This is a genomic window from Paenarthrobacter sp. 2TAF44 (assembly GCF_052114885.1).
In the GTDB taxonomy this organism is placed as follows: Bacteria; Actinomycetota; Actinomycetes; order Actinomycetales; family Micrococcaceae; genus Arthrobacter.
In genome coordinates this window covers 1-25,496 of record NZ_JBFRFP010000018.1, presented here as the reverse complement: position 1 = coordinate 25,496, position 25,496 = coordinate 1, and the positions used below count along the sequence as shown (strand labels likewise).

25 protein-coding genes and 1 pseudogene are annotated in these 25,496 nt (G+C 60.0%); 16 read left to right on the top strand and 10 right to left on the bottom strand.

Annotation, left to right across the window (positions count from 1 at the left end; translation table 11 throughout):
- The first annotated feature begins 28 nt into the window (after positions 1-28).
- From AB4Z15_RS17315 to AB4Z15_RS17280, 8 genes are all read left to right on the top strand, one after another.
- Positions 29-1,558 carry a sugar ABC transporter ATP-binding protein gene (locus AB4Z15_RS17315; protein WP_442018274.1) on the top strand — a complete coding sequence of 510 codons (1,530 nt, stop codon included), beginning with the start codon at positions 29-31 and terminating at the stop codon, positions 1,556-1,558.
- 68 nt (positions 1,559-1,626) lie between these two features.
- Positions 1,627-2,670: an ABC transporter permease gene (locus AB4Z15_RS17310; protein ID WP_442005881.1), complete on the top strand. Its 1,044-nt coding sequence runs from the start codon at positions 1,627-1,629 to the stop codon at positions 2,668-2,670.
- A 38-nt stretch (positions 2,671-2,708) separates the two neighbouring features.
- Positions 2,709-3,437: an SDR family NAD(P)-dependent oxidoreductase gene (locus AB4Z15_RS17305; RefSeq protein WP_442018273.1), complete on the top strand. Its 729-nt coding sequence runs from the start codon at positions 2,709-2,711 to the stop codon at positions 3,435-3,437.
- A 44-nt stretch (positions 3,438-3,481) separates the two neighbouring features.
- Positions 3,482-4,429, top strand: coding sequence for a dioxygenase family protein (locus AB4Z15_RS17300; protein ID WP_442018272.1), 948 nt, complete (start codon positions 3,482-3,484; stop codon positions 4,427-4,429).
- On the top strand, positions 4,426-5,481 hold the full coding sequence (locus AB4Z15_RS17295; RefSeq protein ID WP_442018271.1) for a maleylacetate reductase: 1,056 nt from the start codon (positions 4,426-4,428) through the stop codon (positions 5,479-5,481). Before AB4Z15_RS17300 ends, AB4Z15_RS17295 begins: the two co-directional genes overlap by 4 nt.
- Positions 5,482-5,533: 52 nt before the next feature.
- Positions 5,534-6,637, top strand: coding sequence for a zinc-dependent alcohol dehydrogenase (locus AB4Z15_RS17290; RefSeq protein WP_442018270.1), 1,104 nt, complete (start codon positions 5,534-5,536; stop codon positions 6,635-6,637).
- Between the two features lie 12 nt (positions 6,638-6,649).
- The gene (locus AB4Z15_RS17285; protein WP_442005886.1) at positions 6,650-7,573 is read left to right on the top strand and encodes a sugar phosphate isomerase/epimerase family protein; all 924 of its coding nucleotides are present in this window, start codon (positions 6,650-6,652) and stop codon (positions 7,571-7,573) included.
- A gap of 99 nt (positions 7,574-7,672) precedes the next feature.
- Positions 7,673-8,416: a helix-turn-helix domain-containing protein gene (locus tag AB4Z15_RS17280; protein ID WP_442005887.1), complete on the top strand. Its 744-nt coding sequence runs from the start codon at positions 7,673-7,675 to the stop codon at positions 8,414-8,416.
- Positions 8,417-8,715: 299 nt separating this feature from the next.
- Here the strand turns inward: AB4Z15_RS17280 and AB4Z15_RS17275 are convergent, their stop codons facing one another.
- Complete coding sequence (locus tag AB4Z15_RS17275; protein ID WP_442005888.1) at positions 8,716-10,212, bottom strand: amino acid permease; 1,497 nt, start codon at positions 10,210-10,212, stop codon at positions 8,716-8,718.
- A gap of 444 nt (positions 10,213-10,656) precedes the next feature.
- Between AB4Z15_RS17275 and AB4Z15_RS17270 the strand changes: the two genes are divergently transcribed.
- The 4 genes from AB4Z15_RS17270 (at position 10,657) to AB4Z15_RS17255 (ending at position 13,973) form a co-directional block, all read left to right on the top strand.
- The gene (locus tag AB4Z15_RS17270; protein WP_442018269.1) at positions 10,657-11,073 is read left to right on the top strand and encodes a RidA family protein; all 417 of its coding nucleotides are present in this window, start codon (positions 10,657-10,659) and stop codon (positions 11,071-11,073) included.
- A 92-nt stretch (positions 11,074-11,165) separates the two neighbouring features.
- Positions 11,166-12,308 carry a MalY/PatB family protein gene (locus tag AB4Z15_RS17265; protein WP_442018268.1) on the top strand — a complete coding sequence of 381 codons (1,143 nt, stop codon included), beginning with the start codon at positions 11,166-11,168 and terminating at the stop codon, positions 12,306-12,308.
- A 147-nt stretch (positions 12,309-12,455) separates the two neighbouring features.
- Positions 12,456-13,202 carry a helix-turn-helix transcriptional regulator gene (locus AB4Z15_RS17260; protein WP_442018267.1) on the top strand — a complete coding sequence of 249 codons (747 nt, stop codon included), beginning with the start codon at positions 12,456-12,458 and terminating at the stop codon, positions 13,200-13,202.
- A 207-nt stretch (positions 13,203-13,409) separates the two neighbouring features.
- The gene (locus AB4Z15_RS17255; protein WP_442018266.1) at positions 13,410-13,973 is read left to right on the top strand and encodes an OsmC family protein; all 564 of its coding nucleotides are present in this window, start codon (positions 13,410-13,412) and stop codon (positions 13,971-13,973) included.
- Between the two features lie 140 nt (positions 13,974-14,113).
- Here AB4Z15_RS17255 and AB4Z15_RS17250 read toward each other — a convergent pair whose 3' ends face one another.
- Entirely contained in the window at positions 14,114-14,515 is a 402-nt protein-coding gene (locus AB4Z15_RS17250) for a nuclear transport factor 2 family protein (protein WP_442018265.1), read from the bottom strand.
- 84 nt (positions 14,516-14,599) lie between these two features.
- Here AB4Z15_RS17250 and AB4Z15_RS17245 point away from each other — a divergent pair, with 84 nt between their 5' ends.
- On the top strand, positions 14,600-14,983 hold the full coding sequence (locus tag AB4Z15_RS17245; protein ID WP_442005894.1) for a winged helix-turn-helix transcriptional regulator: 384 nt from the start codon (positions 14,600-14,602) through the stop codon (positions 14,981-14,983).
- 6 nt (positions 14,984-14,989) lie between these two features.
- On the opposite strand, the gene AB4Z15_RS17240 is transcribed toward AB4Z15_RS17245, so the two are convergent.
- Positions 14,990-15,400 (bottom strand): CGNR zinc finger domain-containing protein, encoded by a 411-nt coding sequence (locus AB4Z15_RS17240; protein WP_442018321.1) that lies wholly within the window; start codon positions 15,398-15,400, stop codon positions 14,990-14,992.
- 203 nt (positions 15,401-15,603) lie between these two features.
- Here AB4Z15_RS17240 and AB4Z15_RS17235 point away from each other — a divergent pair, with 203 nt between their 5' ends.
- Complete coding sequence (locus AB4Z15_RS17235; protein WP_442018264.1) at positions 15,604-16,539, top strand: AEC family transporter; 936 nt, start codon at positions 15,604-15,606, stop codon at positions 16,537-16,539.
- Positions 16,540-16,662: 123 nt separating this feature from the next.
- Here the strand turns inward: AB4Z15_RS17235 and AB4Z15_RS17230 are convergent, their stop codons facing one another.
- Genes AB4Z15_RS17230 through AB4Z15_RS17220 form a run of 3 tightly spaced genes read right to left on the bottom strand, consistent with a single transcriptional unit; the run spans position 16,663 to position 19,354 of the window.
- On the bottom strand, positions 16,663-17,466 hold the full coding sequence (locus AB4Z15_RS17230; protein ID WP_442018263.1) for an amino acid ABC transporter ATP-binding protein: 804 nt from the start codon (positions 17,464-17,466) through the stop codon (positions 16,663-16,665).
- Complete coding sequence (locus tag AB4Z15_RS17225; protein WP_442018262.1) at positions 17,463-18,401, bottom strand: amino acid ABC transporter permease; 939 nt, start codon at positions 18,399-18,401, stop codon at positions 17,463-17,465. The genes AB4Z15_RS17230 and AB4Z15_RS17225 overlap by 4 nt, the downstream gene beginning before the upstream one ends.
- 26 nt (positions 18,402-18,427) lie before the next feature.
- Positions 18,428-19,354 (bottom strand): ABC transporter substrate-binding protein, encoded by a 927-nt coding sequence (locus tag AB4Z15_RS17220; protein ID WP_442018261.1) that lies wholly within the window; start codon positions 19,352-19,354, stop codon positions 18,428-18,430.
- 217 nt (positions 19,355-19,571) lie between these two features.
- Between AB4Z15_RS17220 and AB4Z15_RS17215 the strand changes: the two genes are divergently transcribed.
- Together AB4Z15_RS17215 and menC are read left to right on the top strand one after the other, a co-directional pair.
- Positions 19,572-20,405, top strand: a complete 834-nt coding sequence (locus AB4Z15_RS17215; RefSeq protein ID WP_442018260.1) for a GNAT family N-acetyltransferase — start codon at positions 19,572-19,574, stop codon at positions 20,403-20,405.
- A complete protein-coding gene (gene menC, locus AB4Z15_RS17210) occupies positions 20,402-21,508 on the top strand; it encodes an o-succinylbenzoate synthase (protein ID WP_442018259.1) in 1,107 nt (368 codons plus the stop codon). Before AB4Z15_RS17215 ends, menC begins: the two co-directional genes overlap by 4 nt.
- Before the next feature lie 53 nt (positions 21,509-21,561).
- Here the strand turns inward: menC and AB4Z15_RS17205 are convergent, their stop codons facing one another.
- The 4 genes and pseudogenes from AB4Z15_RS17205 to AB4Z15_RS17190 all read right to left on the bottom strand — a co-directional run.
- Complete coding sequence (locus AB4Z15_RS17205; protein ID WP_442018258.1) at positions 21,562-23,163, bottom strand: PucR family transcriptional regulator; 1,602 nt, start codon at positions 23,161-23,163, stop codon at positions 21,562-21,564.
- Between the two features lie 11 nt (positions 23,164-23,174).
- The gene (locus AB4Z15_RS17200; RefSeq protein ID WP_442018257.1) at positions 23,175-24,317 is read right to left on the bottom strand and encodes a M20 family metallopeptidase; all 1,143 of its coding nucleotides are present in this window, start codon (positions 24,315-24,317) and stop codon (positions 23,175-23,177) included.
- A 103-nt stretch (positions 24,318-24,420) separates the two neighbouring features.
- Entirely contained in the window at positions 24,421-25,041 is a 621-nt protein-coding gene (locus AB4Z15_RS17195) for an MBL fold metallo-hydrolase (RefSeq protein WP_442018256.1), read from the bottom strand.
- 131 nt (positions 25,042-25,172) lie between these two features.
- Positions 25,173-25,496 (bottom strand): annotated as a pseudogene (locus tag AB4Z15_RS17190) (TMEM175 family protein); the annotation flags it as partial.

Sequence of the window (25,496 nt, the reverse complement as noted above, 5' to 3'; positions counted from 1 at the left end):
AAGACTGAATTTGAGAAAGGGTGACATCGTGGTCACAGTTAACACGCAAAATGCCATCGAGATTCGTGGGCTCCAGAAGTCCTTCGGTTCCACTCAGGCGTTGACAGATGCCAACCTGATCGTCCGTTCAGGCGAATCCCGGGCCCTGCTCGGTCGGAACGGGGCAGGAAAGTCCACTTTGATAGCGATGCTCACCGGCCTGGTGACGCCGGACTCCGGCACCATTCACATCCAGGGCGCCAACGGTGAAGTCACCGAAGGCCCCGGGTCTGATTCCATCGCCTGCGTCTATCAGAAAAGCACCTTGGTGCCGGAACTGACGGTGGCGGAAAACATCAGCCTTGGTGCCTACCCGCGAAAGCGCTGGGGGAGCGTGGACTGGTCCGCGATCCGCAGGACGGCCACTGACCAGCTCAAAGATTGGGGCTACGAGCGCATTGCCGACAAGGTGGTTGCTGACCTTGAACCGCTGGAAAAGAAGATCGTCGAAGTCTGCCGGGCGCTGTCTCGGGGACCACGGATCCTTCTTCTGGATGAACCCACTGCCGGACTCGATGAAGGGGCATCCCACGAACTCTTCGCCCAGATCAACAGCCTTCGCCAGCGCGGAGTCACGGTCATTTATGTGTCCCACCACCTTGAGGAAATCTTCAAGGTCTGCGACTCTGTCACGATCCTGCGCGATGGACGGGACGTCCTGACTGCCCAGACGTCGGACCTTACCGTTAGTCGAATCGTCAATGTTATGGCAGGGGTGAGTGAGGAAGAAGCTGCGGCCGCAAAGAAAGGTACCGTTGGCGCACATCGCCGCCAGGACCAATTGGGCGACACGCGCCTGACTGTTACCGGCGCCGCCGTCGGCTCCCGTGTCCTGGGAGCGAGCCTGACAATCCGCGTTGGGGAATGCGTCGGGCTGACAGGCCTCGATGGGGCAGGCCACGTCCAGCTCGCGCAGGCCATCGCCGGTCAGCTCGCGCTGGATAAGGGCACGGTGGAGCACAATGGCCACACCCTTGGCCACGGAAACGTCATCAAGACCATCAACGCTGGCGTGGGATTCGTCCCAGAAGACCGCCACGTCAACGGCTACGTCCCGGAGATGTCGGTAGAGGAGAACGCCACCTTGACCATCGTTGACCGGCTTCGCGGCCGCGGCGGCCTTATCAATTCAGGCCGACGCCGGGAACGCTTCACAAGACTCTCCGGAGCCTGGGCCATCAAATGTGACGGACCCACACAGGCCGTCGAAGAGCTCTCCGGAGGCAATCAGCAGAAGGTCGTGCTCGCACGGGCTCTGGCGTCCGACCCGGACACGCTGGTTCTCGTCCATCCCACTGCCGGTGTGGACGTAACGGCCAAGGAGTCCATCTACGAATCACTCCGGGCGCTGCGCGAAAGCGGAAGGTCCCTGCTGATCGTCTCCACGGACGACACGGACCTGGAAATCTGCGACAGGGTCATCGTCATGTACAAGGGCGAAATTCACGCCGAACTCGACGCCGGCTACGAAGAGTGGGAACTCGTAGGCGCCATCCAGGGGGCGGAGGCAGCGGCATGAAAATGAAAACTGCCGCCACGCCCCTTCAGCCCACACCCACAGAGCCAAAGAACCAAGGAGAAACTCCCATGTCCACGCATACCCCGACCGTTGCGGGTACGCCGACCAGCCGCCGGCCCGTCAATATCATCGGTCAAGCCCGCTCGTCAGGCTGGGCACGTGAACTGGCACTGCTGCCCGCCATTATCCTGGCGATGGTGGTCGGCGCGGTGCTGTCCCCGCAGTTCCTCACGGCGAACAACCTCCTGAACAACGTCCTCGTCACCTCTGCAGTCCTTGGGATCGTGGTGATCGCTGAAAGCATCATCCTGATCTCCGGATACTTCGATCTTTCCCTCGAATCCGTCGTGGGCCTGGCCCCGATGCTCGCCGTCTGGCTGGTCCTGCCCACCGCGGTCGGCGGCTCCGGTTTTGGATGGTCGCCCTGGGCCGCGATGGCGGTCATGTTTGTCCTCAGTATCGTCATCGGATTCACGAACGGGTTCCTTGTCGGCAAGCTCAAGCTCAACGCCTTCATGGTCACCCTCGCCATGCTCACACTCCTCCGGGGCCTGACCATGGGCCTGTCCGGCGGCAAGACCCTCTCGGGCCTGCCCCCTGAGTTCCTGGCCCTCGGCAACGCCAAGTGGTTCGGGATTTCCATCCAGATCTGGCTCTTCGTGATCTTCCTGGTCGCTGCCGCCATCTTCATGCGCAGCCACCCGGTCGGCCGCAAACTCTACGCAATGGGCGGAAACAACGCAGCGGCAGCGGCGGCAGGTATCAAGACGCTGCGCCTGACCATCGGAGTGTTCGTCGCCGGCTCGATCATCGCCGCATTCGCCGGTCTCATGCTCACCGGCCGCATCGCATCCGTGACCGCCAACCAGGGCGACGGCCTCATCTTCACTGTGTTCGCTGCGGCCGTCATCGGTGGCATCAGCCTTAACGGCGGCAAGGGATCGATGGTCGGTGCGCTGAGCGGCGTATTGCTGTTGGGCATCATCCAGAACATCCTGGTCCTGTCCCAGGTGCCCTCATTCTGGATCAAAGCCATCTATGGCCTCATCATTCTCAGCGCCCTGATCTTCAACTACTTCGCCGGTTCCCGGAGTACCCGCCGCGTCGTGTAACCAATCCGCCACCCCTTGAAAACAAGGAGCATCACACCGTGAGTTCACCATCCTTCGACGGGAAAGTCGCCATCGTCACCGGCGCGGCCAGCGGCATCGGCTATGCGACCGCTACGGCACTGGCCGCACAGGGTGCGACCGTCTACGGAGCTGACATAGCCGCCGGCGACGCAGCTGACGGGACCATCCAGTGGCGGCGCCTCGACGTCGCCGAAGAAGACGGCTGGAAGGCACTCACGGAAGAAGTGCTCCAGGCCCACGGCCGGATCGACGTCCTGGTCAATAACGCAGGCCTGGTCGGATCGTACGAATCGATCACGGATATCGACATCCAGGACTGGCACCGGATCATCTCCATCAACCAGACCGGGGTCTTTCTGGGAATGCGCTTCGTCGCACCGGCCATGCTGGCGCAGGAATCTGGATCCATCGTGAACGTCTCGTCCATCTGGGGACTTGTCGGAGCAGCCGGCGTCGCCGCCTACCAGGCATCCAAGGGTGCCGTGACGATGATGACGAAGAACGCCTCCGCCACCTGGGCAGCGCAGGGGATCCGCGTGAACTCGGTCCACCCCGGGCTGATCACAACACCCTTGACGGAAAACCAGGATCAGGCCATTTCAGATGAGCTGATCGCCAAGACCCCCATGCACAGGGCCGGAAAGGCCAGCGAAGTCGCCGATGCGATCGTCTACCTCGCCTCCGACAAGGCCTCATACATCACCGGCGCGCAACTCGTTGTCGATGGCGGATTCACCAGCATCTGAGCCCCACTGACCAGCCGCGCCAGCTCCAAGGAAGGAACAGCACCATGAGCACGGACCTCGGCCCCGGAACACTGACTGCCGCAGTCATCGACAGTTTCCGCAGCACCCCGGATGACCGGCTTCGGACCATCCTGACCAGCCTCACCACCCACCTTCACAACTTCATCCGGGAAATCGAACCGACGATCGAAGAATGGGAAACCGCCATCAACTTCCTGACCGCCACAGGCCAGAAGTGCGACTCCGTCCGTCAAGAGTTCATCCTCCTTTCCGACGTGCTGGGCGTGTCGATGATGGTGGAAACGATCAACGACGCCGAAACCCCAGACGCCACCGACTCCACCGTTCTGGGGCCGTTCCATATGGTCGAATCCCCGAAACGGGAGCTGGGCGAGAACGCATCGCCGGAGAGCGAAGGCGATGTCTGCTTGGTACGGGGTCGCATCCTGTCCGTCACCGGTGAGCCGGTCCCGAATGCCTCCATCGATATTTGGCAGGCCAATACCAAGGGCTTCTACGACGTTCAGCAACCCGGCATCCAAAGCATCGGCAACGGCCGCGGTCTGTTCACGTCCAACGCCGCCGGAGAGTTCTACTTCCGCAGCGTCATCCCCAGCTATTACCCGATTCCGACTGATGGGCCTGTTGGGGACCTGCTGCATGCCACTGCCCGCCATCCGAACAGACCGGCACACATCCACTTCATCATCAGCGCCCCCGGATTCCGGGAACTGACAACCCACATTTTTGTCGGCGGCAGCGACTACATCGACTCCGATGCCGTTTTCGCCGTAAAGAAGAGCCTGATCGCTGAATTCGTGCCCAACAGCTCGGAAGCTGACGCAGCCCGCTACGGGCTTGCCTCCCCGTTCATGGAGGCAGTGATTGACATCGTTATCCACCCCGACCTCGTCGACCCCGACATTATCCAGAACGCCGTGATGTCCCCGGCCACTGCTCGGATTATCGAAGCACAGGAGAACACCCAATGAAGGATTTTCAGTACCAGGCACTTCCAATGCGCGTCCGCTTTGGAGCAGGATCTCTTGCCTCCCTCAACGATGAGGTGGTCAAACTTGGCCTCAAGCGTGTTCTGGTCCTTGCCACCCCTTTCCAGGCGGACCTCGCTGAAAAGGTTTCCGCACAGTTGGGAGATCTCAGCGCCGGCGTGCATGCGGAAGCTGAAATGCACGTGCCCATCGAATCTGCCCATAGGGCGCGTGAGGTAGCCGCAGTGGCTCAGGCCGACGGGTACGTTGCTGTTGGCGGCGGATCGACAACGGGGCTGGGCAAGGCCATCGCACTCGAGTTCGGCCAGCCGATTATCGCCGTCCCCACCACTTACGCCGGCTCCGAGATGACGCCGGTGTGGGGGCTGACCGCCGACGGCGAAAAGAAGACCGGGCGCGATCCCAAAGTTCTGCCCACCAGTGTCATCTACGACCCGGAACTTACCGTCACCCTCCCGGTGGCCATGTCCATCACCAGCGGATTCAACGCCATCGCCCACGCCGTGGAGGCCCTCTACGCTCCCGACGGATCGCCGATTATCTCGCTGATGGCAGAGGAAGGCACCCGTGCACTGCTCGAAGCGATGCCGAAGATCGCCGAAAGCCCCTCCAGCATCGAAGCCCGCTCCGACGCCCTGTACGGTGCCTGGCTCTGCGGAGCTACTTTGGGTGCAACAACAATGTCCCTGCACCACAAGTTGTGCCACACTCTCGGCGGGACCTTCAACCTTCCCCACGCCGAAACCCACACAGTGGTGCTTCCCTATGCCCTGGCCTACAACGCCCAGCACGCCCCGCAGGCGATCGCGGCCCTGCAGCGCGCAACCGGTTCAGACAATCCCGCTGCGCACTTCAAGAAGTTGAGCGTAGCCCTCGGTGCGCCGTCGTCGCTGGCTGAACTGGGCCTTAAGGAGTCCGATATCGACAAGATTGTCGAAATCGCGACCAAGAACCCTTACGCCAACCCGAGGGAAGTTACGCCGGAGGGCATCCGGGAGCTCATCACTGCGGCTCTCCACGGCAGCGACGTCTAAGCCGACGAACCTCGTTACTACCCGCTGCCTGAACCTACAGAAGGAAGACATCATGTCTGAGACCGTCAAAGACGTGCGGCCAGCATCCGCAGTACCCCCTCTGGGCACTGTCCCAGCCGTTCTGGTCCGCAAAGACGCCAACGCCACCGTCACAGTCGAGCCAGGCACTACAGCCGTCACATCGCCCAAGCCCACCGAACTCCTTATCCGGCCCGCCTACGTAGGGGTGTGCGGAACCGATATCGAGATCCTGCACGGCAGCATGCCGGAATCCTTCAAGATCAACTATCCCCATGTCATGGGCCACGAATGGTCAGGTTTCGTCGTGGAAGCAGGTGCTGACGTTGAAGGGTTCCACCCAGGGGACCGGGTGCTCGGCCACGGACACCTGGGTGGAAATGACTGGTTTGGCGTCACTCACGACGGAGCAGCAGCAGAGCTCTTCACTGTCCCGGCGGACATGTGTTTCCACATCCCCGCCGAGGTGGACATGCTTACGGCCGCCGTCATCGAGCCGTTCGCCTGCGTACTGAACGGATTGACCAAAATCGGCGGAATCAGCGCTGCGGACACCGTCCACGTGCACGGACTCGGAGCCATCGGCCTCAACGCCGTCCTGCAGGCAGTCACCGCAGGCGCGGTCGTCGTCGTGTTCGACCCCAGTCCGCTTCGTCGCGACACTGCGATGAAACTGGGGGCAAAAGCTGCCGTGAATCCCCTGGAGAACCCGGACACCACTACTGCGGCATCAGAGGCCATCGGACGGCCATTCGCAGACGTGGTTATTGAGGCTTCCGGGAACTCGGCGGCTCAAGCGGCTGCGCTCGAGAGCGCTGACCACAAAGGACGTGTCTTGCTGATGGGTGTCTCCACTCCGAAATTCGCTCCCGCGCGATTGGGCCTTGTCCAGGAACGGAACCTGACAATCGCCAGCTCCACCGGGGCGCCGGTGGCAATTTGGCCGGCAGCGATCCGTTTCGTTGCCAACTCGGGCCTGAACCTCGGTGAGATTGTCTCCACTGTGGTCCCCTTCTCCCGAGGGGACGAAGCCCTGCAGCGTGCACAGGATTCCAGCCATGAAACGAAGGTCATGCTCGCCCCTGACGACACAGCGCTCGACGGCGGGCCAAGCTCCCCAACCCCCAAAGCCAACTAACAAAGGACGAATGTGAACGACACGAGCATCATTCAAAACCGGGACCTGCTGGCCTCCTGCTGGACTTGGGCAGGAAACGCAGCGCCGCTGCGTGGCGACGAAACGAGTCCCATTGACGTGCGGACCCGGGTTGAGGCCGCCGCCAAAGCCGGTTGGAAAGGCCTTGGATTCATCCACGCCGACCTTCCACAGATCGAAGAAACCATTGGCCTTAAGGGACTCCGCCAGCTGATGGACGACAACGGCATCGTCCACGCCGAGATGGAATTCCTCGCCGATTGGTGGAAGAACGGCCCTGAACGCGAGGAATCCGATCGCTGGCGCAAGATCCTTTTCAACGCCGCGGAGATTCTCGGCGTCAAGACCATCAAGATCGGCGCGGAGCTTGCTCTCGAAGGTGAACCGGCGCCCGTCGATGAGATCGCATTCCACGAGGAATTCGACCGGCTCGCCACCCAAGCCGGCGAAGCAGGCACGCGGGTCGCCCTGGAACCGATGCCGATGAACAACCTTAAGACGATCGAAATCGGCGCGAAGTTCATCAACGAAGTCAACAACCCGCACGGCGGACTCACCGTCGACACCTGGCACACCAGCCGCGGCGGGACCCGTTATGAAGATCTGTCCTCCATCCTGCCGATGGACAAGGTCTTCATTGTCGAAATCGATGATGCCCGCAAGGACGTTGTCGGTTCGCTCTGGGAAGACACCATCAACGAGAGGCTCTACCCCGGCGAGGGAGACCTGGACACCGTCAGCTTCGTCAAGGCAATCTACGACGCCGGCTGGCGGGGTCACTGGGGTGTGGAAATACTCGCGGAATCACACCGGATCCTGCCCTTGGACCGGGCCCTGGCCCGCGCCCACGATTCGGCGGCGGCAACACTCGAGGCAGCGTCCCAGCTGATCGCCGCAGAGCAGTCCGAAAAGGTCTGAAGCGACTGAGCTTTCTGAATACTCCCGGCCCACGCGCTGCCCGCAAGAGGCAGCGCGTGGGTCAAACACGACAAGCACCCTAAGAAGAAGCGGAACACCGTGAGCGCACCAGCCCCCGAGGAACGATCGGACGCGGCCACACAGCTTGGCAGTCGGCTCCGGAATGCCCGGCAAAGCGTCAGGCTGTCCCTGCGCGAACTCGCGCGCCGCGCAGACGTTTCCGCCAGCCTCGTTTCACAAATCGAGCTTGGCCGCACATCACCGTCCGTGGGAACCCTTTACGCCCTCGTCTCCGAATTGGGCCTGTCACTGGACACCCTGATGCAGGATGGGGCCCTGTTGAGTATTCCGTCTCCAGTAACGAACCTCCGGATGGCTGACACCGCCGTCGCAACCGGGGAAGCGGAAACCAAGTCCGCGGAGGACCAGCACCGGGTCACCCATTCAGTGACCTCCATGGCGGCCAATCCACTCCCAGGGCTGCTTGAAGCGAGGGACCGTCCAAAACTACGAGTCGACGGTGTCCTCTGGGAGCGGCTGACCGCTGAGAACGACCCCAGCGTGGAGCTGCTTCGCGTGACGTACCGAAGCGGCACAGAATCCTGCCCGCCGGACAACCTCATGCGGCATGGTGGGCATGAGTACTTCCACATCCTTGAAGGAAGGCTCCACGTGGAGGCAGGCTCCTCGTCGGGAACGCTTAACGCCGGGGACAGCATCAATTTCTTATCGTCCCTCCCACACCGGCTTAGCAATCCATTCACCGAGGACTGTGTAGCCATCTGGGTGGTGGTCGGCCGGCGAAGCCAGGACCCGGACAACACTGTCTCGCCCATTGCATAGGCCCGACGCAAACTGTCCGTACAAGTCTTACGGAACATGGAATGGAGCCCCAGACGGCCGTAGGGCAATGCGTTCCGTTGGTTGGTCTCAGAATTCTACTTCCAGTTGCGGCTTCCGTGATCAGCCGCGGACGCTCCGAGTTCCTTCGCGCATTGGAGTTGGTGTTGGTTCACCGGGAGGCTGTTGATTCCGGGGTTCATGGCTTGTGCTCGTGCGTGAGCCAAACCATTGCAGGGTTCAGGGAACGGGCGGATGACCATTGCCGGGGCTATGGTCATCCACCTCGTTCGATACGCACCTTACGGCTGCCGCCCTGTGGCCTGGGTGACGATGGGCGCCGCTCCGGTGTGGCCGTCGCGTGCAGCGGCAATCTCGCGGATCCGCCCGCGGCATGCGTACCAGCCTGCGATCATGAGCGCTACCGCGATTGCGGTTACGACCACGGTCAACGGGGAGTCTATAAGAATCATGACAAGGACCACGGCTAGGAAGGCAATGGTTAGATAGCCCGTAAACGGGGCTCCGGGCATGCGGAAGGAGGGACGTTGGGTCCACCCTTTCCTGGCCCACCTCTGAAATTGGATTTGGCACAGGACGATCGCGGCCCACGCGACGATGATGCCAACGGCCGCAATGTTGAGGACGATCTCGAATGCGTCGCCCGGGACGATGTAGTTCAGCGGGATACCGAGGAAGGAGACTGCTGCCGTGATGGCTATGCCGCCGTAGGGCACGCCGGCCTTGTTCATTCGAAGTGCGAATCTCGGCGCTGAGCCGGCGGCGGCCATCGAGCGTAGGATGCGTCCGGTGGAGTAGAGCCCGGCGTTCAGCGAAGACAGGGCAGCTGTGAGCACAACGAGGTTCATGATGGAGTCGATGCCGTTGATGCCGATTGAGCTGAAGAACGTCACGAACGGGCTGACGCCCTTTTCATAAGCGGTGTAGGGCAGCAGCAGTGAGAGCAAGACGACGGATCCGACGTAGAAGAGCGCGATGCGGGCGATGACGGCGTTGATCGCCTTCGGCATGACCTTGGCTGGGTTCTCGGTCTCGCCGGCGGCAGTGCCGACGAGCTCAATTGAGCCGTAGGCAAAGATGATTCCCGACATGAGCAGGACCATCGGCAGAACGCCGTTCGGGAAGATTCCGCCGTTGTCGGAGATGAGCTGGAATCCGACCGCGCCACCGGTAGGAGTGCCGAAGACGACGAAATAGATGCCCACGAGGAGGAACGCGACCAGTGCGGTGACCTTGATGAGGGCAAACCAGAATTCCATCTCCCCGAAGACCTTGACGGAGACAAGGTTGAGGGCGAGGACGAGCACCAGGGCGATCAGTGCCCAGCTCCACTGTGGGACCGCGGCGATCCAGGGGACGTACCTGCCGAAGAAGCTCATGTAGAGTGCGGCAGCGGTCGTGTCGGCGATCGTCGTCGCAGCCCAAACCAGCCAGTAGAACCATCCGACGGTGAACGCTGCCTTCTCGCCGAAGAATTCCCTCGCATAGGAGACGAACGAGCCCGACGACGGTCGGTGCAGTACGAGTTCGCCCAGGGCGCGCAGGATCAGGAAGGCGAAGGCCCCGCAGATCGCGTAGGCGATGAAGAGTGATGGCCCGGCTGCGGCAAGTCGGCCACCTGCGCCGAGGAACAGGCCGGTGCCGATCGCACCCCCGATAGCGATCATCTGGATTTGTCGGGATTTGAGTCCTTTCTGGTAGCCGGCATCCTCGGCGTGCAGTACGGGATCGGGTGCGTGCGCGTGTCCCGAGTCTGTGACGGGCGGCTGAATCGACATGGGAAGCCTTCCTGTTGGTTTGAGCCTGAAAAGGGCCTGATGGTCTACGGCGTAACCGCTGGAGTTGGGGTCCGGGCAGGCATTTGAGGGGATTGCCGTTCTGGGCGCCCGCGGTAGGGCTGTAGTGAGCAGAACGGGGATATGGGAAACCTGAACACCGGAGTACCGGAGATTCAAATCACAGTTGAGAGTATGCGGCAAGTCACATCAAAAGATCAACACTTTGTTGGAGTGATTTTCGACCTTGAGCCGGGTATGCATAGAAACTTGCAGTTTAGAGGGCGTGAATCGGTGAGTGTTCGGTCTACCGCATGTAAACGAAATGTGTAATAATTGTGGAAAGTTCCGCTTTACTCAAACTGTGTGTTGAATACAGTTTAAGTTGGATCGGTGTGGCGTACCTGCTGTGCCGCGTCCGTCTCTCGAACGTCTGGAAGGTTTCTTATGGCTGAATCCGTTACGTCCACACCGCTCTATGAACGCGCCGTCCGGGTGGGGGAGTTACTTTTTGTCTCCGGCCAACTCCCTATCGGAGATGGCGGCTTGCTGTATCCCGGGCGCGTAGGTCAGGAAGTTACAGTCGAGCAGGCGCGTGAGGCTGCAGTGCTTGCTGCCAGACGGTGTCTGGATGTCGTCCGCGATGAACTCGGATCGTTGGAGGCCGTCAAGGGTATCGCCAGGATCGGAGGGTACGTCTCAGTAGGGGAAGGATTCGTGGATGCACCCGCAGTGGTCGATGGCGCGTCCTGGCTTGCCCTCGATGTCTTGGGAGAAAAAGGCCACCATGCGCGGCTGGCAGTGGGAGTAGCCTCGCTGCCGCTGGGTGCATGTGTCGAGATTGAAATGACTGTGCAGTGCTAAGGGCAGCCGAGGAGACTCAAACCGCCAGCTTCACGGCAATCGGGAACCCGCTAGAGGAGCTCTCCCTCGAACAGCTCCGCCAGCGCATGAGCATGAAATGGCGCACTCATCCCTCCGACGTGCTGCCTCTGTGGGTTGCAGAGATGGACGTCCGGCTCGCGCCGCCGGTTTCGGAAGCGCTGCACGAAGCCATCGACGCTGGAGACACCGGATACCCTGCAGGGACGGAGTTCGCGGAAGCGATAAGTGCGTTCGCTTCCCGGCGCTGGGGCTGGGATGGGCTGGCAGTCGAGCGCACCGCCGTCGTGCCTGACGTGATGATGGGCGTAGTCGAGATCCTGCGGCTGATTACAGATCCAGGCGACGCAGTCGTCGTCAACTCCCCGGTGTATGCGCCTTTCTATGCTTTCATCACCCATGATTCGCGCAGGATCGTTGAGGCGCCGCTAGGACAGGATCTCCGGATCAACCTCGCCACTCTTGAGGAAGCTTTCAAGCGCGCGCGCTCATCCGGGCGGAATGCCGCGTACCTGATCAGCAATCCCCATAACCCGACCGGGGTGGTCCACAGCCCTGAAGAGCTCGCAGCTGTCGCCGCCCTCGCCCACAACTACGGGGTCCGGGTTGTCTCGGACGAGATCCACGCCCCGCTCGTCCTTCCGGGAGCAACGTTCACGCCGTATCTGAGCGTGCCCGGGGCGGAGAACGCGTTTGCGCTCACTTCGGCGTCAAAGGCATGGAACCTTGCCGGCCTCAAGGCAGCACTCGCAATCGCCGGGCCCGACGCTGCCGGTGATCTGAACCGCATGCCCGAAGAGGTCAGCCACGGACCGAGCCATCTGGGTGTCATCGCCCAGACCGCCGCATTCCGTGATGGTGAAGAGTGGCTGGATGCCCTCCTCCGAGGTCTCGATGCGAACAGGGTCCTCCTCGGCAAGCTGCTCGCCGAGCATCTTCCCGGGGTGGGGTACGCCGCTCCCGAAGGGACATACCTGGCTTGGCTGGATTGCAGCCATCTGGCCCTCGATTCGTCACCCGGGCCCAAAGGCCTCGCTACCGTGTCCGACCTTGCCGGGCCGGCCAGGATGTTCCTCGACAAGGCTAGGGTCGCTCTGAGCTCCGGCCATGTCTTCGGCACGGGCGGGGCAGGACATGTTCGCCTTAACTTTGCCACTTCCCAGGCCAACCTCACCGAAGCCATCACTCGGATGGGGCGAGCCGCCAGCGCTGACTGAACCTTCCTTGGTTGCAACAGCATGTTGAACGAAGGAAGGGCTATTTCAGGCTGCTTGCGGCTCTAGCGGATACGCTTCAACAAAAAGGCAGTAATTTATGGCGAGTCCGGGAACCTGGACCGCCTGCTAATCGGAAGGACTGCAACGATGACCCAGATTGGTTCGGTCGGCTCAACAGCTCCATCCCCGGACGCGCTGCAGGGCATGGACGCGGAGTCCATCAACCGCGTCCTCGAGCTCCTGGTGGCGCCCCTTCAGGCCGCGGTGCCTCAGCCCACCGAGGTTGTCCTTCATGATCTGCAGCGAATCCCTAACACCGTTCGTGCTATCGCCGGAGACGTTACTCGCCGCCAGATTGGAGACCCGCCTACCGACAAATTGCTCGAACGTGTGGCAGCCGGCGACTTCTCCCATGAGATCGGCTACCGCTCACAACTGCCTGACGGGAGAATCCTCCAAAGCACGACGATCATTTACATCGACAAGGAAGGCCGAGCCGCCGCGGCTCTGTGTCTGAATGCTGACGTATCGGCCTGGGTTACGCTCCGCTCAGCCTTGGACCGCTTCGTTCTCGGCCACGACGGCAGCTCCATGCTGGCGACCGCGACCGTGAACAGGGCAGCGTCGGTCGGCCCCCAGGGGAGCGAGTACTTCCCGCACAGTGTGGAGGAGCTCAGCTCCAAGCTCGTCGAGGCGGCGATCGCCGCCATTGGGGTCCCCGTTGAGCAAATGCGTAAGGAACACAAAGTGCAGGTCGTGGCGGAGCTGGAACGTCGTGGATTCTTCCTCGTAAAGCAGGCTGCCGAGACAGCGGCGACGGCACTCGGAGTCACCCGCTTCACCATTTACAACTATCTCAACGAGCTCGGCGGAGAGGTCGAAGAGACAGCCTAACCCGACAGAAGGCGGCGTTACCCCGTTCCCTGGAACTCAAGCCTTCCTCATCGCCGGATCACCATGAACACGTCCCTACCCCGTCATGCCCGAAATGAGTCACTACAGCATCACTCCGCCCGGCCAAGTCATGCGGGCAATCGTCCAGGCATGCATCAATCACGTTCCCTTTACACGACAAATCGTCAAATAAATCAAGGAGAAAAAATGAACACCGTCACCACCACGAAGCCGTTCGCCGACCTCGCTGCTATCGAGGCAACCGTCGAGGCTGTCAGCGCCCAGCGTGAACTCGGTCGCGTTACTTTTACCATGAACAGCGAGTCCGCCGGCGGTCTGACAGCGAAGACCGAAACAGGCCCGCTGCTGCAGGCAGGCGTACCGGATAACTCACGACGTGGAAAGTACACACTGCACAGTGATGAGCCCATCTCGCTGTTGGGCACAGACACTGCCGTCAGCCCTGCTGAATACATCCTCAAAGGACTCGCCGGCTGCTACATCGTTACCCTTGCCTCACTCGCCGCAGCTCGCAACATCACCCTGGAGGAGATTCGGCTCACCCTTGGGTTCGATATCGATCTGAGTGGATTCCTTGGCATCGACGAGTCCGTGCGAAAGGGCGCAGAACACATTACGGTCAGCGTCGAACTCGAAAGCCCGGGCACTCCACGAGAAGATCTTCAGGACCTCGTCAAGGCACTGGAGGCGACCTCGCCAATCCGCGACACCCTTGCCAACCCCGTGAAAGTCACCACTGCACTGAACTAGGACCATGCGTGAGTTCCGGGCCGGGCTTCGAAGCCCGGCCCGGAAACTCCCATGAGCAGCCCTGTGACGATGTCGTCGTAGAAATTGTCCTGCCGCGCTGGCAGTCCGGGGCAGTGTCCTGGTCAGGACGCCTGTTGTGTCTAGGCCTGTCCCCAGAATGAGTCTTCCGTCGCGCCATCGGCCGAGAACAAACGGACGTCTACGATGTTCCCCTGACGGACAGTGAGAAGGTCTATGCCGGCCATGTCCATGGAAGCGCCGGTCCGCGTGCCCGAGAACGTGACCGGGACGGCTACGAGCTCACCGTTGACCATTGCCGGCCCGGTAACAGCCAGTTGGAACGTCCCTTGGCTGGCTTCCATCATCCCGCCCAGCAAGGCGCCTACGCCGTCGAGCCCTTTATGGTCGCCGGAAAAGCGGTTGGACCCCGGCTGGTGCCACACCACGTCAGGACTAAGCAGCGCCATGGCTGCTGGCATGTCCCCCCGGCCAAGGGCTTCGAAGTACGAGGCGGCCACGGCCGCTGGCGTCTGGTCATTCATCAGTTCTCCTTCATTTGTGATTACGCAGCCATGGTTACATTCGGTAACCTGTTACATCAACGTAACTAAAGGAGCTGGGTTTGATTGGATGCGCCGGTCTGGAACATCATGGTGGCCACGTGCCCCTCACGTACTTCCCTGGCTAAGATCGCCAACAAGTGGACGGCAATGATCGTCATTGCCCTCAGCAAGGGCTCTTTGAGGTTTGGAGAACTACGCGAAGAAGTAGATGGCATCAGCGGCAAGGTCCTGGCCGATACGTTGCGGGATTTGGAGCGTGACGGGATTATCGAGCGAACCGCATACAACGAGATGCCGCCGCGCGTGGAGTACGAACTCACTACGCTGGGCCACAGCCTGCGTGAGCCGCTGACGGCGCTGGGGCGCTGGGCCGAAGAGCACATCAACGAGGTACTGGCCGCGCGGGACGCCTACGACGATCGTCCCGGCACGCGACCCATGCCGTAAGGGCGGTCAGGCCGTTAAGCGTTGGATGTGAGCACCTGGCGTGGCGGTGCGGAAGGCTGAATTACTTGCTGGGGCTCCCTGTCGATGGCGCTGGACAGCATCATAATTGCCGCACTTCGCGGAACAGTACGAGCGCTTGCCGTTGCGACTAGTATCCACAAACACTGTTTCGCAGCCTTGGCGCGCGCATGCCCCTATTCTTTTTCCCGCAGATTCGACACTGAACAGTGCAAGGCCTCCGGCTGTTACTGCTTTGACGCGCGCTACAACATCCTCCTCTTCGGGCGCCCAGTGCAGGTGAGGTTGCAGTCCGTCGTGAGTGCTCAGGTAGGCCCGACTGGTCCCGGCCTCCAAGAGTGAATTGATCGCCCTGCAAAGCCCTTCGGCATCTGTTGCGTCGAAGGCCTTCCGCAGCATCAGGGCCCATTGCCGGAGGCGTTCGGCTGAATTGTTGGTCAAAGACGAGGTCTTCCGAATTTGATGCTCGTCCAGAATGTGCAGGACACGCTCAACGCTCCAGTCGGGTCCGCCGGCAAGGTTGACCAGGTCTACTGCCAATTCAGAACCCGTCATGTTGTCATGGTTGAACTGCACTAACCCATTGCAGCACAGTTTTCCATATGCTGCTCGTAACCACCGCAATTATTCCTGTTGTATCGCTTCTTGTTCTTGGGGCGGTGTTGCGACGGAAGTTCCTCGTTGATTCCGGGTTTTGGGGTGGCATGGAATGGTTGAGCTACAAGGTTTTTACTCCTGCACTGTTCATCTCATCCATTGCAGGCACGGATCTGAGCATCGTTCCCGTAGGGCCGCTCCTCCTGAGCGTCGGCGTGCCGATTGCCGTTATTGCTGCATTCGTCATCGGCTCGGCTCGCATGCTTCGCACCAATGGCCCCCGGTTGACTTCACTGGTGCAAGGCGCTGTCCGAATCAACACCTATGTTGGCCTCACTTTTGCCGGCGCGCTCCACGGCCAGGAGGGAGTGGCTACCTTCGCCCTAGCCAGCGCTGTTGTTGTGCCATTGGTGAATGTGATCTGCGTGGGAACATTGTCCGCATACGGCGACAAGCTGGCCTTGGTGCGCCGCAGGCCGCTGTGGCGGGAGTTGCTTGAAAATCCGCTCATCCAAAGCTGCGCTCTGGGACTGCTTCTTAACCTGGCGGACTTGCCTCTTCCGGAGTTTGTGTCCGCGGCACTCACTATGCTGGCCGCCCCCGCCCTCGCCTGCGGAACGCTCATTGCCGGGGCGGCGCTCCACGCTGACATTCGATGGCGGGATACAGCCGATATTGCGGCAGTTTCCCTACTGAAGCTCGTCGTGCTACCGCTTTCGGCTGCCGCCATTGCCATACCATTAGGCGCCGCGGGAGCCGGCCTCAGCAGTATCGTGCTGATCTGCGCCATCCCGACGGCGCCCTCAGCCTACGTCCTGGCCAGCCGGATGGGCGGTGATGTCCGCCTTATGGCAGCGATAACAGGTACACAAACCGTCCTTGCCATGGGCACTCTCCCTGTAGTTCTGATGCTCGTGGACCTCATGAAAGCGCGGTTCTAAACCCTGAATCGGCTTCACAGGAGACCCATTCTGGCCATCCCGGGACCCGCCCCAGCAACGGCAACAACGGAATCCATCATCAGATGGATACTTCCGACCACATCGAAGCCTTTCTCTGGAAAGTCAGAGGACGGAGTTGAGGAATGTTTGGGTGCGTTCATTTTGTGGGTTGCGGATGATTTGTTGTGCTGGGCCTTGTTCGATGATGGCGCCTTCTGCCATGAATACGACGCGGTCAGCGACGTCGCGGGCGAAGTTCATTTCGTGGGTAACCACCACCATGGTCATGCCTGATTGGGCGAGGTCTTTCATGACTTTGAGGACTTCTCCGACCAGTTCAGGGTCCAGTGCGGAAGTGGGTTCATCGAAGAGCATCAGTTTTGGTTCCATGCACAGGGCCCTGGCGATGGCGACACGTTGTTGTTGGCCACCGGAGAGTTGGCGTGGGTACGCGTTTGCTTTGTTTGCCAGGCCGACGCGTTCCAGTAGTTGGAGTGCTCGCGGGGTGACTTCTGTTTTCCTTTGCTTCAGAACCTGTCGGGGCGCTTCGATAAGGTTTTCCAGCACGGTCATGTGGGGGAAGAGGTTAAAGTGTTGGAAAACCATGCCGATGTCCGCGCGGCTGCGCCGAATGTCGGCGTCTTTTTGTTCGTGTAACTTGTTGCCTTTGATGTCATATCCAATGACTTTTCCGGCGACCCACATCCGGCCGCCGTTGATCCGTTCGAGGTGGTTGATGCAGCGCAGCAGGGTGCTTTTGCCTGATCCTGAAGGGCCGATCAGGCAGACTACCTCGCCAGCGTCGATTTCCAGGTTGATTCCTTTGAGGACGTGGAGCGAACCGTAGTTTTTCTCCACGCCTTCTGCTTTGATCATGGTTCGCGGTCCAGTGACTGCTCCGGCCGGTTGGGTCGTGGTGCTGGTCATCGTATACCGCCTTTTCTGGTTGGCCGATGGTGGGTGTTGAAGAAAAGCGTGAGGCTCTGCCAAGGGGTGAGGGGGAGGTTGCGTTGGTTGCCTTTGGCGTACCGGCGTTCCAGGTAGAACTGGCCGATGCTCAGCACGGAGGTGATGATGATGTACCAGATACTGGCCACAATCAGCAGCGGTATGGTTTCGAAGGTCCTGGCGTAGATGATTTGTGACGAGTAGAGAAGTTCCGGGACGGAGATCACTGACACCAAGGATGTGGTTTTGAGCATGCCGATGGTTTCATTTCCGGTGGGGGGAATGATGACTTTCATGGCTTGGGGCAAGATAATGCGCTGCATAGTGCGGAAGCGGCTGATTCCCAGGGCGCCTGCTGCTTCTGCCTGACCATGATCTACGGAGAGAATTCCTGCGCGTACGATTTCGGACATGTACGCTCCTTGGTTCAGACCGAGACCAAGTATCGCTGCTGTTATCGGGGTGATGAACTGGTTCGCGTCCAGGGCCACTCCAGGTATGCCGAAACTGATCACCGGGTAGAGCGCCGCGAGGTTGTACCAGAAGAGAAGTTGGACCAAAACCGGCGTGCCTCGGAAGAAGTTTACGTACGTTGATGCTGCGGCACGGATCACGGGGTTAGGGGAGAGCCTCATGACGGCCAGGACCACGCCCAGGACGATTCCGATCACCATGGAAACAGCTGTGAGCATCAATGTGACGGCTATGCCGTTCACAATTGAAACATCACGGATGTACTTACCCACCGTTTCCCACCCGAAACGGGGATTGGTCATTACTGACTGCAATGCCAGCGCGGCGAGGACCAGAATCAAGGCTCCTGAAACCCAGCGGCCAATATACTTTGCCTTCACCGTGGTGAACTCATCAAGAGACCTCTGCGGCGTTTCTATCGGAAGTGTTGTTGCTCCCATTGGATATCCCTTGTCTACTGTGGCTCTTATTCGGAGATCTGATCAGCGGTGATGCTGGACCCGGAGGGGATTCCCCAGCGCTTGTTGATGTCGGAGTATGTTTTGCTCTGGACAATTGCTTTCATGGCAGCGGTGATCGCCGGGCGCAAGCCGGACTCTTTGTTCAGGGCAATACCTGAGAGCCTCGGCTCGTAGTCGCCACCAGCCGCCAACTCGAATTTGTTCTCGGCAAGTGTTCCTTGGTAGCTCAAAGGAATACTGTCTGCCATCACGCCATCGACCCGCCCTGACAAGAGCGCAAGGTTTGCGTCTGTCTGGGTGGGAAACACAGCCTGATCGATTGCATGTTCGCCGCTGCCGGTACATTCCTCTGACATGGTCGGGAGGATGTCGAGGGATTCGTGGGTGCCCTTTTGTGCGGCGATCTTCTTACCGCACAGGGAAGCGGCGGTCATCGATAGTTTGGCCGGGTTCCCGGGTAGGACGGCCATGCCGGAACCACCAGAGATGTATGGAACGAAGTCGACCACCTTCTGTCGCTCTTCCGTGACGTTGAAGGCCGACATGCCGGCGTCGTACTTGTTGGAGGCCAATCCCGGCAGGATCGTGTCGAACGTAGCAGGAACATATTGCGCCTTGAGGCCGAGGGAGGACGCCAGGACATTGCCCATGTCCACATCCCAGCCGATGACTGTCTTGTTGTCGGTGTCAAAGTATTCGAACGGGGGATATGTGGGGTCTGTTGCCATCACCAGCGTGCCTTTGTCCCGCATGGACTGAGGTAGCAGGGCACGGGCTTCTTCATTTACTCCGTCTTGTTCGCTGGCTGAAGAGGCAGGTGCCGTTGCCGGGCTCTGTGCAGAAGCGTCACCTTGTGAAGCTGTTGTGCAGCCGCTGACGGAAGACATGACCAGGGCTGCGGTGAGGAGCGCCATCTTATTGCTGATTCGCATCGTTAATACCTTTCGTGAAGGGGGCCTGCCGACATTCGTTGATGGGAGCCCAGACACATCCTTGGGAGGCTCGTGACTTGGGCCACTATTGCTGCAGGCGCCTACTGAGCTTGGCATTGGAGATCGACGGCCGAATGGTTCTCCCAGACAAAAATGCGTCGCAATTTAGTTGTCCGCGACAAAGGACGGACTGCTGCCGCCCTAGAACATGGAGGGCATGAGAACTGATTCAGAACCCCTCGCATCCGCTCGTGACGTTGCGGCGAAGTCGGCAGCAAGGGCGGCGCTTACCTTGCGGCCGCTAACCTCAAAAGGCGAATTCGCTGCTGCCTCTGACCTGCTGGCAGGCATCTGGGGCACAAGCCGGGACGCGTCGCCGCTCTCCTCCGATCTTCTCCGCAGTTTGAGCCATGCGGACGCCTGTGTAACCGGAGCCCTGTCTGGTGAGGAGGTGGTGGGCGTCGCAGTAGCGATCTCAGGGCCCCCCGTCTCTGAAGTGATGTACTCACTCATTGCCGGAGTAAAACCGGGATTTGCCGGTCGGGGAGTGGGCATCGCGCTCAAATATGCCCAGCGCGTTTGGTCTCTCGAGCGGGGTGCCAAACGAATGTTATGGACTTACGACCCCTTGATTCGCAGGAACGCCCATTTCAACCTCGTGCGCTTGGGAGCACAGGTGCAGAATTATATCCCGGAGTTTTACCCACCCATGCACGATTCTCTAAACAGGATGGACCGCACGGACCGTCTATGCGTGAGTTGGGACCTGGCGTCGGCTACTCCGTCGACCCCAGAGGACGACGACGGACCGGTCGCCCTTCGCGCCGGGGAGGACGGCAGCCCTCAACGCTCTGGTATTGCACCGCAACCGCGGATGCGGGTCTGGATCCCCCGTGATATCGAGTCGATGCGGCTTGACGACAACGCTTTGGCAATGCGATGGCGTGTTTCCATGGCGGATGTCCTGCAAGAAGCAGAAGCCCAGAACTTGGTGCCCGTGTCGGTTTCTGGCTCCGGGTACTACGTGCTGGACACGGTGAGTGCACAATGAGCGCGGCATTCAAGGTTGAATTGCGAAGGGTGCGCATGCCCCTTGCCGGCGAGTTCAGGACATCGCGTGGCAGCGAGTCAGTGCGCGAGATGCTTCTGCTCCGATGGGTCACAGACAACTCAGAAGGTTGGGCCGAGTGCGCAGCAGATGCCGAGCCGGTCTATTTTCCGGAACGCCTTGAATCAGCGCGACTCCTCATCGCGGAGGTACTGGTCCCGTTGCTCGCGAAAATTCCCACGCTTGATGCGGCCGGTGCGCATGTGGCGATGAAGCGGGTCCCCGGGAACCCGTTGGCTAAGGCTGCGCTTGAGAGCGCCATCCTTGATGCCGAACTCCGCGCGCACGGAATGTCCATGAAGTCCTACCTTGGTGGCTCCCGCGAGAAAATCAGGGTCGGCGTTTCAGTAGGTATTTGTGAATCATTGAGTGATTTGATCCGCCAAGTCGAAGGGTACGTTGCAGAGGGATATTCTCGCGTAAAACTGAAAATAGCTCCGGGGTGGGATGTTGAGCCGGTTCGGGCCATCAGACGCGAGTTCGGTGAGGACCTGCTTCTTCAGGTAGATGCAAACCAGGCGTACACGATCGCTGACGTCAGCACGCTTCGCCGGCTGGACACCTTTGATCTCCTCTTGTTGGAGCAGCCCCTTCCAGCGGAGGACCTGTGCGGTCACGCCCGGCTGGCAGGCTATCTGCAGACGCCCATTTGCCTCGATGAATCCATTACTTCCTGTGCTTCCGCTGCTACCGCAATTCAGATGGGGGCGGCACAGATCATCAATATCAAGCCAGCACGGGTGGGTGGTTACCTTGAAGCTCGGGCCATCCATGATCTCTGCCTCGCCCAGGGCATACCCGTTTGGTGCGGTGGCGTGCTTGAGACCGTGATTGGTCGGGCAGCTAATCTGCAATTGGCTTCATTGCCGGGTTTTACCCTTCCATCAGATATTTCAGCCACGAAACGCTACTACAGCAAGGACATAGGCCAGGAGTTTCATATCGAGTCTGGAACCATAAGCGTTCCACACGGTCCCGGAACCGGAGCAGTCATTGACTTGGACTACTTGGAATCGGTCAGCGTGGAACAGGAATGGTTGATGTAGGTACTGCTTGGACGACTGGAACAAATGCGTCGGGTGAAGGCGGGAAGGGCGCGTTAAAGCCGTTCCCGCCGGCGCAGGTGGAGCTGTAGCCACATGATGAGGCGTTGGCCCGGGTTGTCCACATCGATTCCAAACTTCTTTGTCAGCTGCCTCATACGGTAACGCTGCGAATTTTCATGGACCATCATCAACTCCGCTGCCCTACGGTTATCGCCAAAGGTGTCTAAAAACGCCAATAACGTGGCAGCGTACTCTGTGCCGTTGGCTGCATCGTACTCAAGGATCTCTCGGACAGATCCCAGCAATCGCTCGGGGGCAGCGATCGTTCCTTCAGAAAGCTCCTGCAGCAAAATCCGGTGGCGATCTTTTTCAGTGGACATGGCTTCATCCAAGGCTTCGATATTCTGAAACCGGAAGGCTGTTTCGATGTCGGTATGTGCTCCTTTTAAGTCGGCAACTGAATGCAGTGGCCCGGAGTAAGCGCATCGCAGATGAACTTCCGCCGTACCGGCAACGGCACGCTGTGAGGCCGTAAGGAAATTCCTGATTCGCTCGTCGGTCAACTGGTCCGCCCCGGGAATGAGCACAAACACCCGATTCGCGAGCACGGTGCAGGAAGCGGCTCTCCGAACCGCTTCGGCGTTCAGCGCGACGATGTCTGCGATCCTGCCCAGGTCGATATCAGCTCCAGTTTCGACGGAGCTCGCGAAACCGATCAACACCACCGGCATCTGCTTCTCAAGGGTGAGTGCGGCCCCAGGCTCCATTTGTGCGCCACCCAGGGCGGCCGTGAGCAATTCGCCGCGCCGATGGCGCTGCAAACTGAATGCGCTGGCCGCATGTAAAAGGTGCAGGGATGCAATGGGCGCAGCATCGGCGAGTACGCTGGCGACTTCTTCGCTTCTGGTGCCGCCTTCGTCAAAGGCCCACAACGAGCCAACCAGCCTTGATCCGACTCTTACCGGCATTGCCACTCGCTCCAAGGCGCCATGTTCCTGGTCAAAAAAGACCGGGGTGGTCGCCATGGCCACAGCTCTGTACCGCGCCAAGTACCAAGGCAAGTCCGGCACAGCACGCCCCAGAATCGCATCGCGTCGGCTATCGTCCGTACCCTGATCGGCAATATTTGAATACGCCACCACTTCTCGATTGACGTTCTCAATCGTGATGGCAGTTCCCGCCATCGCAGCTATCGCATTCGCCAGACTGAACAAATCACCGGGAGCGATATCCGCGATAGAGGCAGTCCGCATTTCTGCCGGATCAGAAACAGCGGCACTGATCAGCGCATGAAGCGAGTTCCAGGAGGCGTCATCTTGAGCAACGAGCACCTGGACCTTTCCGGCACCCGAAACATCTATTGTTTCCTTGGCCGAGTCACGAGACTTCAAGACGACGGCCGCGTACTCGCGCTCTGCCGCTTCCTTGATGGCGGACGATGCAGCGTCGGGCGCCAAGGACGCGCCCGTCATGAGAAGAACACCGCCCTTGATAGGCGGGACTTCCTCCAATGGATCCCAAACAACCGACGCCCGGACATCCGGGTCTGCTGGCAAAGAGCCGTCGCGCGGACCATAAGGAGTCAACAGCAAAGGACCCAGAGCCGCCAGCAGCTCGCTCAAAGAGGTGTATGGAGGCGAAGCGGCTCCGCTCATGCCAAACACTCCTACTGGTTTGTACTGCCCTCGATAGGACGCGCCAACAAAGAGTCGACGAGTCCGGCCAGCAACGCAGCCCGCTCGGGCATGGCGCTGATCTGGACCCATTCTCCCTCGCTGTGCGCACCGGCACCAACAGCCCCCAAACCATCCAGGGTAGGTATTCCCAAAGCTGCAGTTAAGTTTCCGTCGGAAGTGCCGCCGGCCATCACTCCGCGGAGCGGAGGCAGACCCAAAACGGCGGCTACCTCACTGGCACGATCAAACAGAGCGGACGCCCGGGCTTGTTCAAGTGGTCCTCTGTCAATCCCTCCCTCAACTTGGAGGGCTGCACCGTCCAGCTTGGGCCGCAGACACCTCAAAGCAACGTCAACCCGCTCCAACTCAGACATTGAGGTGGCACGAACGTCTATGTCCAGCCAGGCTGATGGCGGAACCTGATTGGATGCTTCCCCTGAACGAAGCGTAGTGGGCGTAACAGACGTTCCCCGGGCAATGTCCTGCAGGTCATCTATCAGGGGAATCTGTTGAGCGATCTCGACGGTGGCGTTTATCCCGGCCTCCGGCTCAAGGCCAGCATGCGAGGCACGCCCACGGACATGAAGTCGGTACATGCCCGAACCTTTGCGGCTCGTTTTGAGCGCCCCATCCAAACTTGCCTCGAGTACCAGAACGGCTTCAACTTCGGCGGCAAGCTTCTCAATCGCACCACGGGAAGATGCCGACCCGGTCTCCTCATCTCCAGTAATAAGGATCTGTATTCCATCCGGGTTGCCCAGTGCGTGAACCGCGTAAAACGCCTGCACGATCCCGGCCTTCATGTCAAAGGACCCTGGCCCCGTCGCTTTGTTGCCATCCACGGAAAAGGGCCACCGGCTGGTAGTACCGACAGGCCAAACAGTGTCGTAGTGACAAACGATGAGAACGCGAGGCTTAACACCCAAACTCCACAACAGGTGGGTGCATCCTTCGCCGGGGAGATAGACAGGCTCACGCCCCAGCAGACTTTTTCCAACAGCTGAGACCTTTTCGGCAGCTGCAACCAGCTCCATCGGCTGCGTTGATGGCGATTCTGAAGACACCAGCAGTTCCAAATCCTCGAGCATCCGAGGCTGAAGTTGAGACAAAGTTTCCATGAGTCGAACGGTCATGAGGATCTCCTAAAAGGGTTTTGCCTCATCATCCGTCGCTTCACCACGACGCTGGACATCAACTTCGACAAATTTTCTTTTAGTTTTTGTCCGATTCAACAACTCAAATAGAGCGGAGCCATGGCTTGTGCGCGTGGGTGAGCCAAACCATTTCAGGGTTCAGGGAACGCACCAGCAGCTGGCCCTCTGTGCGGGGGTTGTCCAGTTCATCGAACCAAACTGCTGTGTCTCCAGCGATGACGGTAGGGCCTTCTTCTCCATCGATGACAACGATTTGTGAGCCCCGGGTGTGGCCTGGCGCTGAAAGGAGTCGTAGTCCGGGAAGCAGTTCCAACCCACCGTCGACCGGAACGTAGTGCACCCCTGGTGAGTCCACCCATTCAGGGATGGTGTAGTCATTCTGGTTGCGGGCGTCGTCGAGTTCCTGGCGCTGGACGTAGATGGGCTTGCCTGTGAAGAGGTGATTGCCCCCGCAGTGGTCGAAGTGCAGGTGCGTGTTGACGACGATGTCGATGCTGCTGATATCAAAGTCCTGCTCGTTCAGTGGGTAAACACGGGGGTCCATGTCAGCGACCGCGGGGTGAAGCTGAGTCATGCCGGTATCCACCAGCACGCGCCCGTCGGGGTGGTCAATTACGTGCACATAGACCGGCATGGGTTCGCCTTCGGGAACCAGTTCGGCCACTCGAATGGCCGTAACAGGGATTGCAGCGGCAGAATTCACTTCGTTACCTCAGTTCCAAAACTATGGCCATGACATGCTCGGGTCCAGACTCCCATTCGTGGGCGTGTCTGTCGAGCAGCAGCACCAGAAGCAGGTCCCTGACTCGCCCCGTGAACCTCTGGCGTGGCCGATTAGCCGGCGCCGCTGTCACTTTGATGAGCCCTGGCGACAAAGTGCTCAACCCGGCGGTCCGGGACCAGCCAGATCAGCGCCACAACGGTGAACATGGCGATCCCGAACAGGGGCTGGACCAGGGTGGCAGCGATGCCGACGATATAGATCACCGGGGACGCTTTGCCTTTCCAATCCCGGCCGACAGCCCGGGCAAGGGCCCCGTCCTTGCCTTGGGCGGCGATCAGGCGACGTTCCAGGATGTAGTACGCGATCGCTGCACACAGCAGGTTGATTCCGTATAACAGGACGGGCACCTGTGTGAAGCCGGACTCATCCATCCA

What these genes read in the sequence shown, in the direction of transcription:
- AB4Z15_RS17310 (WP_442005881.1), top strand. Translation starts at nt 1,627, where the DNA reads ATGTCCACGCATACCCCGACCGTTGCGGGTACGCCGACCAGCCGCCGG.
- AB4Z15_RS17300 (WP_442018272.1), top strand. Translation starts at nt 3,482, where the DNA reads ATGAGCACGGACCTCGGCCCCGGAACACTGACTGCCGCAGTCATCGAC.
- AB4Z15_RS17295 (WP_442018271.1), top strand. Translation starts at nt 4,426, where the DNA reads ATGAAGGATTTTCAGTACCAGGCACTTCCAATGCGCGTCCGCTTTGGA.
- AB4Z15_RS17290 (WP_442018270.1), top strand. Translation starts at nt 5,534, where the DNA reads ATGTCTGAGACCGTCAAAGACGTGCGGCCAGCATCCGCAGTACCCCCT.
- AB4Z15_RS17275 (WP_442005888.1), bottom strand. Translation starts at nt 10,212, where the DNA reads ATGTCGATTCAGCCGCCCGTCACAGACTCGGGACACGCGCACGCACCC.
- AB4Z15_RS17270 (WP_442018269.1), top strand. Translation starts at nt 10,657, where the DNA reads ATGGCTGAATCCGTTACGTCCACACCGCTCTATGAACGCGCCGTCCGG.
- AB4Z15_RS17265 (WP_442018268.1), top strand. Translation starts at nt 11,166, where the DNA reads ATGAAATGGCGCACTCATCCCTCCGACGTGCTGCCTCTGTGGGTTGCA.
- AB4Z15_RS17260 (WP_442018267.1), top strand. Translation starts at nt 12,456, where the DNA reads ATGACCCAGATTGGTTCGGTCGGCTCAACAGCTCCATCCCCGGACGCG.
- AB4Z15_RS17255 (WP_442018266.1), top strand. Translation starts at nt 13,410, where the DNA reads ATGAACACCGTCACCACCACGAAGCCGTTCGCCGACCTCGCTGCTATC.
- AB4Z15_RS17250 (WP_442018265.1), bottom strand. Translation starts at nt 14,515, where the DNA reads ATGAATGACCAGACGCCAGCGGCCGTGGCCGCCTCGTACTTCGAAGCC.
- AB4Z15_RS17240 (WP_442018321.1), bottom strand. Translation starts at nt 15,400, where the DNA reads ATGCTGCGGAAGGCCTTCGACGCAACAGATGCCGAAGGGCTTTGCAGG.
- AB4Z15_RS17235 (WP_442018264.1), top strand. Translation starts at nt 15,604, where the DNA reads ATGCTGCTCGTAACCACCGCAATTATTCCTGTTGTATCGCTTCTTGTT.
- AB4Z15_RS17230 (WP_442018263.1), bottom strand. Translation starts at nt 17,466, where the DNA reads ATGACCAGCACCACGACCCAACCGGCCGGAGCAGTCACTGGACCGCGA.
- AB4Z15_RS17225 (WP_442018262.1), bottom strand. Translation starts at nt 18,401, where the DNA reads ATGGGAGCAACAACACTTCCGATAGAAACGCCGCAGAGGTCTCTTGAT.
- AB4Z15_RS17220 (WP_442018261.1), bottom strand. Translation starts at nt 19,354, where the DNA reads ATGCGAATCAGCAATAAGATGGCGCTCCTCACCGCAGCCCTGGTCATG.
- AB4Z15_RS17215 (WP_442018260.1), top strand. Translation starts at nt 19,572, where the DNA reads ATGAGAACTGATTCAGAACCCCTCGCATCCGCTCGTGACGTTGCGGCG.
- menC (WP_442018259.1), top strand. Translation starts at nt 20,402, where the DNA reads ATGAGCGCGGCATTCAAGGTTGAATTGCGAAGGGTGCGCATGCCCCTT.
- AB4Z15_RS17205 (WP_442018258.1), bottom strand. Translation starts at nt 23,163, where the DNA reads ATGAGCGGAGCCGCTTCGCCTCCATACACCTCTTTGAGCGAGCTGCTG.
- AB4Z15_RS17200 (WP_442018257.1), bottom strand. Translation starts at nt 24,317, where the DNA reads ATGACCGTTCGACTCATGGAAACTTTGTCTCAACTTCAGCCTCGGATG.